General features: G+C 30.9%; 12 protein-coding genes. 3 read left to right on the forward strand and 9 right to left on the reverse strand.

The genetic code is table 11. The features are described from left to right. On the forward strand, nucleotides 1-502 hold a 502-nt coding region (locus QZ824_RS08220), incomplete at its 5' end, for an OmpA family protein (protein ID WP_291275536.1). Nucleotides 503-541: 39 nt separating this feature from the next. Here the strand turns inward: QZ824_RS08220 and QZ824_RS08225 are convergent. Continuing rightward, nucleotides 542-2,077 carry a YifB family Mg chelatase-like AAA ATPase gene (locus QZ824_RS08225; protein WP_291275537.1) on the reverse strand — a complete coding sequence of 512 codons (1,536 nt, stop codon included), beginning with the start codon at nucleotides 2,075-2,077 and terminating at the stop codon, nucleotides 542-544. 173 nt (nucleotides 2,078-2,250) lie between these two features. Here QZ824_RS08225 and QZ824_RS08230 point away from each other — a divergent pair, with 173 nt between their 5' ends. Further along, the gene (locus QZ824_RS08230; protein WP_291275538.1) at nucleotides 2,251-2,727 is read left to right on the forward strand and encodes a hypothetical protein; all 477 of its coding nucleotides are present in this window, start codon (nucleotides 2,251-2,253) and stop codon (nucleotides 2,725-2,727) included. Then, the gene (locus tag QZ824_RS08235) at nucleotides 2,717-2,917 is read left to right on the forward strand and encodes a helix-turn-helix transcriptional regulator (protein WP_291275539.1); all 201 of its coding nucleotides are present in this window, start codon (nucleotides 2,717-2,719) and stop codon (nucleotides 2,915-2,917) included. Before QZ824_RS08230 ends, QZ824_RS08235 begins: the two co-directional genes overlap by 11 nt. Before the next feature lie 59 nt (nucleotides 2,918-2,976). Here the strand turns inward: QZ824_RS08235 and QZ824_RS08240 are convergent, their stop codons facing one another. The 8 genes from QZ824_RS08240 to QZ824_RS08275 are packed head-to-tail and all read right to left on the reverse strand — an operon-like array spanning nucleotide 2,977 to nucleotide 12,586. Next, entirely contained in the window at nucleotides 2,977-5,004 is a 2,028-nt protein-coding gene (locus QZ824_RS08240; RefSeq protein ID WP_291275540.1) for a cytochrome c biogenesis protein CcdA, read from the reverse strand. Further along, nucleotides 5,001-6,311, reverse strand: coding sequence for a tRNA lysidine(34) synthetase TilS (gene tilS / locus QZ824_RS08245; protein WP_291275541.1), 1,311 nt, complete (start codon nucleotides 6,309-6,311; stop codon nucleotides 5,001-5,003). The genes QZ824_RS08240 and tilS overlap by 4 nt, the downstream gene beginning before the upstream one ends. 1 nt (nucleotide 6,312) lies before the next feature. Further along, complete coding sequence (locus QZ824_RS08250; protein ID WP_291275542.1) at nucleotides 6,313-7,608, reverse strand: anthranilate synthase component I family protein; 1,296 nt, start codon at nucleotides 7,606-7,608, stop codon at nucleotides 6,313-6,315. Nucleotides 7,609-7,610: 2 nt separating this feature from the next. Further along, on the reverse strand, nucleotides 7,611-8,024 hold the full coding sequence (locus QZ824_RS08255) for a hypothetical protein (protein WP_291275543.1): 414 nt from the start codon (nucleotides 8,022-8,024) through the stop codon (nucleotides 7,611-7,613). A 10-nt stretch (nucleotides 8,025-8,034) separates the two neighbouring features. Next, a complete protein-coding gene (locus QZ824_RS08260) occupies nucleotides 8,035-8,979 on the reverse strand; it encodes a nitronate monooxygenase (protein WP_291275544.1) in 945 nt (314 codons plus the stop codon). Nucleotides 8,980-9,000: 21 nt separating this feature from the next. Further along, on the reverse strand, nucleotides 9,001-10,620 hold the full coding sequence (locus tag QZ824_RS08265) for a S8 family serine peptidase (RefSeq protein ID WP_291275545.1): 1,620 nt from the start codon (nucleotides 10,618-10,620) through the stop codon (nucleotides 9,001-9,003). Between the two features lie 30 nt (nucleotides 10,621-10,650). Further along, nucleotides 10,651-11,838 (reverse strand): tRNA 2-thiouridine(34) synthase MnmA, encoded by a 1,188-nt coding sequence (gene mnmA / locus QZ824_RS08270; RefSeq protein WP_291275546.1) that lies wholly within the window; start codon nucleotides 11,836-11,838, stop codon nucleotides 10,651-10,653. A gap of 1 nt (nucleotide 11,839) precedes the next feature. Further along, nucleotides 11,840-12,586: a hypothetical protein gene (locus tag QZ824_RS08275; protein ID WP_291275547.1), complete on the reverse strand. Its 747-nt coding sequence runs from the start codon at nucleotides 12,584-12,586 to the stop codon at nucleotides 11,840-11,842. Nucleotides 12,587-12,635 lie beyond the last annotated feature (49 nt).

A 12,635-nucleotide genomic window follows, 5' to 3' on the forward strand; every position in this document is an offset into this window, starting at 1 on the left:
TAATAATTTATATCTTTTGCAAATTCAGAAAAAAGATTTTGAAAGCATTGAAATCAAAATAAATCCAAAAATAGAAAAAGAACAATTTAATTTGTTTCTCAATAGAGAAAAAATTCCTTTAGAAGTAGGTACAGATTTAGGCAAAATTTTTAATATTAGTAATATCAGATTTGATTTGAACAAATGGAATATTCGACCTGAAGCTGAAACACAAATACAAAAAATCATTGAAGTTTTAAAACAATATCCGAAGATGACTATAGACATTCGATCGCATACAGATAGTAGACAAACTCATCAATACAATGAAATATTGTCCCAAAAAAGAGCTCAATCAACCTTAGAATATATTGTTAAAAACGGAATAAATAAAGAACGATTATCCGCCAAAGGATATGGAGAAACCCAATTACTCAACAATTGTACTGATGGTGTAAAATGCTCAGAAGAAGAACATCAACAAAACCGACGTAGTGAATTTATTATCACAAAAGTAGAGTAATACATACAAAAGTCCCGTGCAATATCGGGACTTTTGTAATTAACCCAACCAACCATCACGATCTAAACTTCTATATTGTATAGCTTCAGCTATATGTTGAGGCTGGATAGCCAAACTTGTATCTAAATCAGCTATTGTTCTGGCTACTTTTAAAATCCGATCATAAGCTCTTGCAGACAAATTAAGTCGTTCCATAGCAGTTTTCAATAAATGTAATGAAGTATCATCCAAAACACAATATTCTCTAATTAATTTACTACTCATTTGGGCATTGTAATGAATATGTTCATATTTCAAAAAACGTTCAGTCTGAATAGCTCTTGCTAATGTAACACGTTTACGAATATCCACACTACTTTCCGCCTTTCGAGTATCAGATAATTTTTCAAAAGGGACAGGAGTTACTTCAATATGTATATCAATTCTATCCAATAATGGACCTGAAATCTTACTCAAATAACGCTGCATTTCCGCTGGAGAAGTACTAATAGGTGCATCTGGATCATTAAAATAACCACCTGGACTTGGATTCATACTGGCCACTAACATAAATGAAGAAGGATAAGTAATTGTAAATTTTGCTCGTGAAATAGTTACTTCTCTATCCTCTAGAGGTTGACGCATAACCTCTAAGACCTCTCTTTTAAACTCTGGTAATTCATCTAAAAAAAGGACACCATTGTGAGCTAGAGATATTTCTCCTGGTTGTGGATAACTTCCCCCTCCTACTAATGAAACTGATGAAGCAGTGTGGTGAGGAGAACGAAATGGGCGTTGTGTTAACAAACCTGCCTCTTTAATTTTACCTGCAACCGAATGTATTTTTGTAGTTTCTAATGCCTCTTGCATAGACATTGGTGGTAAAATACTTGGAAGGCGCTTAGCTAACATTGTTTTTCCTGATCCTGGAGGGCCAATGAGAATGATATTATGTCCGCCTGAAGCCGCAATTTCCATACATCTTTTAATAGAATCTTGTCCTTTGACATCCGCAAAATCAAACTCAGGAAAATCTAATGTTTTATTAAATTCTTCTTTAGAATCAATAATCGTTGGAGTCAAACTTCCAATGCCTTCAAAAAAATCAATAACTTGAGTTACATTTTCAGCACCATATACATTTATACCATCAACAATGGCAGCCTCTTTTACGTTTTGAAAAGGTAGAATAATACCTTTAAATCCTTCTTCTTTAGCTTTAATTGCAATTGACAACGCTCCTTTAATGGGTTGCAAACCTCCATCCAAAGAAAGTTCTCCCATAATAATATAATTTCCTATTTCCTCCGTTTTCAATTGACCAGATGCTGCCAGAATTCCTATTGCGATAGTCAAATCATAGGCAGAACCTTCCTTCCGTAAATCGGCAGGAGCCAAATTGATAATAATTTTTTTTCCAGGAAAATGATAATTATTGTTTTTTAAGGCTGCAGCAATTCTAAAACTACTCTCCTTTATGGCAGAATCAGGTAATCCAACTAAGTGATATCCAATCCCTTTTTCCATATTTACCTCTACCGTGATTGTAGTGGCATCAACACCAAAAACGGCGCTCCCAAAGACTTTTACTAACATGGCTTATAAATTATTTATTGGCTTATATAAATACAAATATAAGAAAATAATTTAATTTGAAGAAGTAAAATTTCTACAAATAAAAAAGTAAAACAAAATACACTTTTTGTAAAATAAATTTGTCTAAAAGTAAAATAAACTTTACTTTTGAAAATCATTTTAAACTTTTTTTTATGAAAACACATTTTTTATTTCCTAATCAATTTAAAAAATTAGGTTGGTTATTATTTGTTCCAAGTATTTTGGGCATACTAATTATAACTGTTTTTAATATTTCAACAGATGATTATTTAAATGTTACGGTTTTTTCAATCTATCAAGAAAGTATAGGAGAAATTACTGGATTCTTTAAATTTATAAAAAACAGTATTGTGGATGAGATTTTTACTGTTGGAACCATTGTGGGTGGAATTTTAGTCGGATTTTCAAAACTAAAGGAAGAAGACGAAATGATTTCTAAAATAAGATATGAAAGTTTAGTTTGGGCCACTTATTTAAATTATGGAATCATTCTATTTTTTACATTATTTATATTTGGCTTACCCTATTTAAATGTTTTATTTTATAATATGTTTACTCTACTTTTATTTTTTATTGTACGATTTCATTATATGATATATAAATCAAACACTAGTAATCATGACGAATAATATTAAAGTTCTTCGAGCAATTAAAAATATTTCTCAAGAGGAATTGGCAAAAAAAATTAAAGTAAGCAGACAAACTATAAATGCTATGGAAAAAGGAAAATATGTACCATCTACTTTATTAGCATTGAAATTAGCCCATTTTTTCGAAACACAAGTAGAAGCAATTTTTATGTTAGAAGATGAAGATTAAAAAAAAGACCTTACAGTAAAAATTATTGTAAGGTCTTTTTAATTTCAGTATAAAATCTATTATTTGTTAGCTAAAGAAATTCCCTCTTGCAACCATTTTTTATATTCCTGAACATCAGTAGTATAAGCAATTGGCTTAGATTTATCTTCTCCCTTATTATTTAAAATAACATATAACGGTTGTGAATTACTAGCATAACGTGTAATCTGAAAATCGGTCCATTTATTTCCAATAGTAACAACTTGTTTACCTGTAGTTTTAGAAATATATTGTTTATCTTGCGGTAGTTCAACTTTTCGATCACAGTATAACGATATTAAAACTAATTTATCTTTTATTAATGGTAAAATCTCTGGTTTAGACCAAACTTTATCTTCCATTAATCTACAATTTGCACAATTATCTCCCGTGAAATCTAAAAGTACTGGTTTATTAACTTTTTGAGCATAAGCTAGACCTTCATCATAATCATCAAAAGCGATGATTCCATGTGGACCAAGATGTGCGTGTTCTGGCAAATCTGATTTTGAAGTATTTTGACCATTACCATGAATACCTTGTGGAATTTCACTGTAAGTTGATGGAGGAGTTAGCCCACTAAGGATTTTTAATGGTGCTCCCCAAAGACCTGGTATCATATATAAAGTAAATGTAGTTACAACAATAGCCATCATTAATCTACCAACTCCTATCTTATCTGCTTTCTCATAATCATGAGGCAACATATATTTTCCAAATAAATATAAAGCCCAAGCTGTAAATATCGCAATCCAAATAGCTATAAATAATTCTCTTTCTAACAAATGCTTTTGATAAGCTAAGTCTGCATTGGATAAAAACTTAAAAGCAAACGCTAGTTCTAAAAATCCTAAAGAAACTTTAACTGTATTTAACCAACCTCCGGATTTAGGCATTGAATTTAACCATCCTGGAAACATAGCAAACAACATGAAAGGTAAAGCAATTGCCAGAGAAAAACCAAACATACCTACAACAGGAGCTATCCCACCATTTCTAGAAGATTCAACTAATAAAGTTCCCACAATTGGTCCCGTACATGAAAATGAAACAACTGCTAAAGCTAATGCCATAAAGACAATTCCAATAACACCGCCTTTATCAGCCTGAGAATCTAATTTAGTAGCCCAAGAACTTGGTAATACAATCTCAAATGCGCCCAAAAATGACAAAGCAAATATAACTAACAATCCAAAAAAGACTAAATTGAAAGTAGCACTTGTAGAGAGTTCATTTAAAGCTTCTGCACCAAAAATGGCCGTAATTATTGAGCCCAATACTACATAAATAACTATGATAGATAAACCATAAATAATTGCATTTTTAATTCCCGCCGTTCTTGATTTACTTTGTTTGGTAAAAAAACTAACCGTCATTGGAATCATAGGAAAAATACAAGGCATTAAAATAGCTGCAAAACCACCTAAAAAAGACAAAATAAATATTGTCCAAAGATTTTTATCTTCTTTATTGACTTGCGTATTTAGTTGTGATTTAGATACTATATGAGAAGCCTTATTTAAAGTTTGCTTTTGGGAATTAAGACTACCCACTATAAGAGCTGATGAATCCTTTTTAGATTGATTTTCTAACTCATTAACCTCTAACGTTATATTTGGGTTTACAGGTAATTTGAAAGATAAATTAGCTTCCGTTTGTGTGCATTTACCATCAATACAAGCTTGCCCCTCAACTAAGATCGAAACAGAATTTAATTTTGGATTTAAAACTTTAATTCTTTGAGTAAAATTAGCCGTCCCTGTGAAGAAATATTCATCGATTTCAAAAATATCGTTATACGCTTTTTTATACTTGCCTTCTTTTGTTTTTCCAACTAATTGATAATTCCCTTTTTGATTTTTATAAGTAAAAACCAATGGTTGTGCCCCACCTTCTGGTGTAAATTGAGAATACAAATGCCAATCATTATCAATTTGAGCAGTAGTAATTAAATCAAACTCGGTTTCTGAGACTTTAATAACTTTAGCCGTCCATTTCACTGGCTCTACTATTTGAGCTTGTGCAAATAAACCAACTAATGCAATTAAAATGTAGGTCAATTTTTTCATTTTAAAAATTCAATTTTTAGAGTAGTTTGTGTTGTTTGTTCAACTTTAAAACGATCATCCTGACGATAATCTATAATCCATACTATTTTGTTGTTACTTTCTAAAATCCATATTTTTTGTTTATCAAAAATGGAAATTTTTTCATCTTTAAAAAACTTACTTACTTTTTTAGAACCCTTCATGCCTAATGGATAAAAAACATCTCCTACACGCCATTTTCTAACAATTAAAGGAAATTCAATTTTATCAGCGTCAACAAATATAATACTCTTATTTTGTTCTTGAATGTAACTATCGTTACAGAGAGTCAATTTTAACGGAAATTTAAGTTCTTCTTCAATATTTTTTAGAACAAACAAAGTATCGTGTTCACTAGATGATTTCTCAACTAAAATCAACGCATCTCTATTTTTCAACAAAACATGCGTTTGAGAAAAAATTTGTTTTCCTGATTGTCCATCTACCAAAGCATAAATATCATTCCATGCCGAAAAACCAAATTCTTTCAACCATTGATAAAGATAAAAAGTATAATTTTCAATCTTCTTTAATTCTGATATCTTTATAAATATTTGATTATTATTAACTTGAATAAGTTTATCTAAAGTCTTTTTTGAACATTCAATAACTGCATTTTCACTCTGTTTTAAACGTGCAATTGTGCTTTGAAACGATTTCAAAAAACTTGGATTTAATTCTTTTAAAACTGGAATTACTTGATGCCTTAATTTATTTCTAAAATATTTATCAGAAACATTACTACTATCCTCTCTCCACTTTATATTTTGCTCATTCGCGAAATTTAAAATTTGTTCTCTTGAAAAACACAATAATGTTCTTATTATAGTATCATTAACTTCTGGTATCCCTAATAAACCTTCAATTCCTGTACCTCTTATGAAATTAATTAAAAAGGTTTCTACTTGGTCATCTAAATGGTGTGCCGTTAAAATGTACTTAAATTGGTGTTTTTTTTCTAATTCATGAAACCATTGGTATCTCAATTCTCTAGCTGCCATTTGAATGGATATCTTATGTTTATCAGCATAAAAAATAGTATCAAAGCTTTTTACATAACACGGAATAGCCTTTTGAATACAGTAATCTCTAATAAATTCTTCATCCAAGTCACTTTCAGTACCTCTTAAATTGAAATTACAATGTGCTACACTACAATTAAAATTTAACTGTTGCAATAAATGTAGTAAAACCATACTGTCTACTCCTCCACTAACTGCAATAAGTATTCTACTTTCCAAAAGAAAAGGAAATTGAGAGATAATATGTTGTTTATATTCTTGTAACATATTATTGATTTAAAACCTGAAACATGGCTTGAGCTTTTACTAAACATTCTTCATATTCTTCGAATGGTTTCGACTTTGAAGTTATTGCGCTTCCTACTGAAAATGAAAGGTAACGTCTTTCTTCTTGATATAAAATACTGCGAATAACAACATTAAAATCAAAATTACCTTCTGGAGTAAAGTAACCAACAGCACCACTATATAATCCGCGTTTTGTTTCCTCTAACTCTTCGATAATTTTCATAGCTGAAATTTTAGGCGCTCCAGTCATACTACCCATAGGAAATGTTGTTCTTAATACTTCAATAGGAGAAGTTGTTAATGCAATTTCTGAAGTAATCGTAGAAATCATCTGATGAACTTGTTTAAACGTATACACCTCACATAATTCTTCAACCTGAACACTTCCTTTTGTAGCTGTATGTGATAAATCATTTCTTACTAAATCAACAATCATGATATTTTCTGAAATTTCTTTAGCATTAGATTTTAATTTCATTTTCCACTGCCAATCTTCGTGTTCATCTTGACTTCTTTTCGCAGTACCCTTAATAGGTTGTGATATTATTTTAGTTCCTTTCTTCATTAAATATCGTTCAGGTGATGCAGAAAGTAAATAATCTGAATGATTTTTAAAAAAAACAGCAAAAGGAGGAGTAGAAATACTATTTAATCTTTTAAAAGTTGAAATAGGATCAATTTTAGCATCTTCGTCGTAAAATTCCATACAAAAATTAGCTTCATAAATATCACCACGTTGAATATGTTGCAACATTTTTGTGGTTTTATCTAAATATATCTCCTTAGAAATCCGAGGTTTGATATTAACAAAAAGAGTCGAGTCCAATGAGAAATTTTGAGTACAAATTTCCTCAAAATCAGATTCAATTTCGTCATCACATAAATTCAAATATTTGATTTCCAAAACATTACCCTTTAAAAAAAATAACTTTTTGGGCTGAAAAAAATATAAATCAGGAAAGCCCAAACCATCAAAATTTTCAGATTTCAACTCCTCAATATCATTTTTTAAATCATAAGACAAATATCCAAATATCCAATCATTTGACTTCGATTGATATTGGTATAAATCTTCAAAAGCCTTCTCAGTATCTGTTTTTATAGAGGTAAAAGCATCAACAGCTACTATCAAATCATAATTAGCGTACAATTGATCAGCATTAAAATCTCGATTGCTATCTAGATAAATAACCTCATGAAACTGACAGGCCCAAAGCAAAAGTTGCTCTTTAAAAAGAGCAACATCTGAAATATATTTTTGTACTTGTAAACGCAAAGCTATTTGTTTTCTCCTAAATAAATTAAGTCATACACAATCATTCGCTCTTCATTAGCTATATATATCTGTTTTCTTGAAGAATTTTCCTTAGGCGTAACTATTGTAATAACAGTATCTAATCCTTCATTATCCACACAAAAGTAACGATTTATTGCTTCCTTTTCTGTTTCCTTTTTTTCTTCATATTTATAGATATTATACAATTGTATTACCTCTGAATAAACAACAAACCTATTTTTGCTTCTATCTAAATTAATCAATAATTCTGTAGGTTGTGATTTTGACCAAGCCGTCCATTCTCTAGACTTTTTTAATTGAGAAACTGAAAATGCAGTTGCTTTGAACTTATAGGTTTGAGCATTTCCAATATAAAAACTAACCAAAAATAGTAATGCAAATAAACTTTTTTTCATTGTTTTTACTTTAAAACGTTAAATTTGTGATTTCTTTTTTTGCTACTTCAAATTCTCGAATTACTTGTTCGATAATTGTTGAAACAGGTAAAATATCATGAATTAATCCTGCTATTTGTCCAATTTCTAATTCTCCTTCTACCAAATCTCCTTCAAACATTCCTCTTTTTGCTCTAGCTCTACCTAATAATGTTTTCAAGTCATCAACACTTGCACAATTAGAATAGGCTTCTTGTACATCTTGAAAGAATTTATTTTTTATTAATCGTACAGGAGCTAATTCTTTTAAAGTTACTAATGTATCACCTTCATTAGTTTCTACAATAGTTCTTTTAAATGCATCATGCGCGCTAGATTCAGTAGAAGCAGCAAATCTACTTCCCATTTGTACTCCGTCCGCTCCAAGAATCATTGCTGCCAGCATTCCCTTTCCTGTTGCAATTCCGCCAGCCGCAATTAATGGAATGCTTATATTTTCTTTTACCATTGGAATCAAAGTCAAAGTAGTTGTTTCTTCACGTCCATTATGCCCTCCCGCTTCAAATCCTTCAGCTACAACAGCATCTACACCAGCTTCTTGTGCTTTTAGTGCGAATTTAGAACTACTTACCACATGAACTACAGTAATTCCTTTTTCTTTTAAAAATGAAGTCCATGTTTTTGGATTACCTGCAGAAGTAAAAACAATTTTCACATCTTCTTCAACTATAATGTTCATTATTTCTTCAACATTCGGGTACAACATAGGCACATTTACACCAAATGGTTTATTAGTAGCTTTTTTACATTTTTGTATATGCTCTCTTAAAACATTTGGATACATAGAACCTGCTCCTATTAAGCCTAAACCGCCAGCATTACTAACTGCACTTGCTAATTTATAACCACTATTCCAAATCATACCACCTTGAATAATTGGGTATTCTATGCCAAATAATTGTATAATTCTATTCATAAGATTTGAAACTATTATTTCTTATTTTTTTATAATTTTTCCTTTATAATTTTGATTGGACTCAAAGTTATAATAATAGACTCCATTAGCCAAATTTGTTACGTAAATAAAGGGCTTATCTACTGAGATTTCTTCTTCAATTACTTTTTTACCTATTGAATTATATAAACTAATTTTTCCTGAATTTATTGTACTATTCATTCTAAAATTAACTACATTTTGAACAGGATTAGTTACTAATTGAAAGGCAATATCTGTTGAATATTCATTTAATTGTAAAGCTGCGTTTAAAGCAAATTGAAAATCTGGGATTCCATATCCTTTTTGTGCCGTCGGGAGTGTATATTGATCTGCTGATTGTTTAATATAATTTACAACTTGTGAGGCAGTTAATGAAGGTACAGCAGACCAAAATGTGGCAACCATACCAGCCATAATAGGACCTGAAAAAGAAGTTCCATTGACTGTAACTATTGCACCTGCGGTATTTGAAACCGTTGCGGCTTGTCCTTTGGCACAAACATCAGGTTTTATTCTTCCATCGAAAGAGGGGCCTATGGAACTAAAAGAAGCATAAGTTTCGTCTGATTTTACAGCTCCAATAGTTAATGCTCCAACAGCGTCAGCAGGAGTACCAATATGAGGTTCCGCAGTTGCTCCAGAATTCCCTGCACTTACAACAACTACAATACCTTTTGAAAAAGCCATATTAACGCCTCTTGCTATAAATGTTTTTGTACCAATCATGTCTTCATATTGATATGAATATGCAGGATTATCATAATCCATGTAGCCTAATGACGAATTAATTACATCTACCCCATAATAATCTGCTAGTTCAGCCGCTTCAACCCAATAGGATTCTTCAACAGGATTTTCAGAATTAATATCTTCAGTTATAAACAAGTAATATTGAGCATTTGGTGCTGTTCCTACCAATTCTCCTTCTGTAAAACCTCCCATCGTTGACAATACCATTGTACCATGATTATGTCTAGAAAAATAATTAGAATTAGCATCTGGAAAATTATAACCCCCTAAAATTTGATTATTATTAATTAAATTTTGAAAAGGAGCCGCGGAATTAACCCCAATAAAGCCAGAATCTAAAACTGCAATTATTTTTCCTTGACCAGTATAATTTTGTTGATGCAATAAATGCCCATTCAACATTTCTATTTGATTTGTAGCGCCTCCATAATTATAAGTTACTAAAGCATCTAGATTTTTTGAAACTTTTTTGACTTGATGACTAACTTGCTTGACTCTCCCATTAGGATTAAGAGAATGATTTGCAAAAATGATTTGATTAACAAATGGATAATCACCTAAGTTTTGAATATTAGTTTGTGAACCTCTAACATGTACTGCATTTAACCATTTTGATTTAGCCATAACAGTAATTCCTGGTGAGAGTATGATTTGGTTAATGTAACTTTGCTCCACAGGTACGTCAGTTATATCAATAGTAATTCCTTGAGCAAGCCGCCTGTCAATAGATCGCTGCGTTAACATACTTAAGGGGTTTGACAAAAAGACAGAAGCACTAGGCTTATCATTAAAATAAATCCAAGCGTCTTCAACTTGAGAAAAACTGAATTGGACGATAAAAATTAAATAAAAAACGTACTTGCTTTTCATAAATTCAATTTTTATCAAATATAATCATTTTTAAGAGATTACTCCACTACCTAACAATTCTTCACCTTCATGCCAAGCTACAAATTGTCCCTCTGTGATTGCAGATTGTGGTTCTTGAAAACGTACATACATTCCAGAATCAAATTGATATAAAGTAGCTTTTTGTAAAGGTTGTCTATATCTGATTCTCGCCCAAACTTCTTTAGTTTGTCCAGATTTTAATCGTAAATCTTCTCTTATCCAGTGAATTTCACTATTTTGAATGAATAATGTTCTCTTAAATAAACCTGGATGTTGATTACCTTGTCCTGTATAAATAATATTATTTTCTACATCTGTTTCAATAACAAACAAAGGCTCTTTCGTTCCTCCTACATTTAATCCTTTTCGTTGACCTTTAGTAAAGTAATGTGCGCCTTGATGTTTTGCTTTAACAATTCCGACTGAATTGGAATAATCTTTATTTTGCGCTTCATAAGCTAATTCACTTTCCAAATTTTCAAATCTTGGAATAGATTGATTATATATGGCAGCATCGGCAGGAATTTCGATAATCACACCTTCTTTTGGCTGTAATTTTTGTTGTAAAAAATCAGGCAAACGAACTTTACCAATAAAACATAAGCCTTGTGAATCTTTTTTCTCAGCTGTAATTAAATCAGCTTTCGCTGCAATAGCACGGACTTCAGGTTTTGTAAGTTCTCCAATTGGAAATAAAGCTTTGCTCAATTGTTCTTGAGACAATTGGCATAAAAAATACGATTGATCTTTATTGTTATCTTTTCCAGCTAATAATTGATGAACAGGTTTGCCATCAACCTCAATTGTGTTTTTTCTACAATAGTGTCCCGTTGCTACAAAATCTGCACCTAAAGAAAGAGCAATTTTCATAAACACATCAAACTTAATTTCTCTGTTACAAAGAACGTCGGGATTTGGAGTTCTACCTTTTTCGTATTCATTGAACATATAATCCACAATACGCTCTTTATATTGTTCCGATAAATCTACTGTTTGAAATGGAATTCCTAATTTTTCAGCTACTAAAAGTGCATCATTACTATCTTCTAACCAAGGGCATTCATTTGAAATGGTTACTGTATCATCGTGCCAATTTTTCATAAACAAGCCGATCACCTCATATCCTTGTTCTTTAAGTAAATAGGCAGCCACACTCGAATCTACACCGCCTGATAAACCTACAACTACTCTTTGCATATTATTTTTTCCCTTCCTTTTGTGAAGTGGCTAATGACTTCATTCTTTTTTCTTCGTATTTAGCTAATTCTTTTGAAAATTTTTCTGCTTTCACTTCTTTTATTACCTTACCATTTTCAAAGAATTTCCAATTCCCTACTTTTGCGCCACCTTTATAATTTCCTTCATATAATTTTGCTCCAGTTCCATCATAATAAGCCGCTTTACCTTCTAATTTATCGTTAGTATAATTAACATCTTCTATTAATTTTCCGTTTTCATTATAAGTTTTTGCTAAACCATTTTTCTTACCTTCCTTGTAAACTGCTTCTTCAGCAAGCACCTTATTCTTATAAAAAACCTTACGGGTTCCATCTAATTTTCCCGATTTATAAAACTCTAAAGTCATTATATCTTTAGACTCTTTGTGAAAATATTTCCATTCTCCTTCATATATCTTATTCACGACTAAACCTTCACTTACTTTATTTCCTTTTTGATCAAAAAAAACGGTATAACAAGAACCATCACCTTTAGAGAAATCTCTAGTAGCAATCACTGTACTCGCTTTGGTATCATCAAAATATTTAAAAATACCTTTCTCTTTACCATGTTCAAAAATACCTTCATAACGTGGTCGTTTAGACTCATCATGATAACCTTTCCAAATTCCATGGCGTAATCCTTTTTCATCAAATTGATTAATTTTATCCTGTGCTGGTAAAAAATTAAAAACCAATACTATTAGTATGAAAGCTATCTTTTTCATAAGTTAATATATTAATTGTATTATAACTACTTATTTTAATCAATTATTC

Source organism: Flavobacterium sp. (genome assembly GCF_021151785.1).
Lineage (GTDB): Bacteria > Bacteroidota > Bacteroidia > Flavobacteriales > Flavobacteriaceae > Flavobacterium.

Bases quoted from the DNA above. Each gene is read 5' to 3' on its own strand.
- QZ824_RS08260 (WP_291275544.1), bottom strand. From the start codon at position 8,979: ATGAATAGAATTATACAATTATTTGGCATAGAATACCCAATTATTCAA.
- QZ824_RS08230 (WP_291275538.1), top strand. From the start codon at position 2,251: ATGAAAACACATTTTTTATTTCCTAATCAATTTAAAAAATTAGGTTGG.
- mnmA (WP_291275546.1), bottom strand. From the start codon at position 11,838: ATGCAAAGAGTAGTTGTAGGTTTATCAGGCGGTGTAGATTCGAGTGTG.
- QZ824_RS08235 (WP_291275539.1), top strand. From the start codon at position 2,717: ATGACGAATAATATTAAAGTTCTTCGAGCAATTAAAAATATTTCTCAA.
- QZ824_RS08255 (WP_291275543.1), bottom strand. From the start codon at position 8,024: ATGAAAAAAAGTTTATTTGCATTACTATTTTTGGTTAGTTTTTATATT.
- QZ824_RS08225 (WP_291275537.1), bottom strand. From the start codon at position 2,077: ATGTTAGTAAAAGTCTTTGGGAGCGCCGTTTTTGGTGTTGATGCCACT.
- QZ824_RS08275 (WP_291275547.1), bottom strand. From the start codon at position 12,586: ATGAAAAAGATAGCTTTCATACTAATAGTATTGGTTTTTAATTTTTTA.
- QZ824_RS08240 (WP_291275540.1), bottom strand. From the start codon at position 5,004: ATGAAAAAATTGACCTACATTTTAATTGCATTAGTTGGTTTATTTGCA.
- QZ824_RS08265 (WP_291275545.1), bottom strand. From the start codon at position 10,620: ATGAAAAGCAAGTACGTTTTTTATTTAATTTTTATCGTCCAATTCAGT.
- tilS (WP_291275541.1), bottom strand. From the start codon at position 6,311: ATGTTACAAGAATATAAACAACATATTATCTCTCAATTTCCTTTTCTT.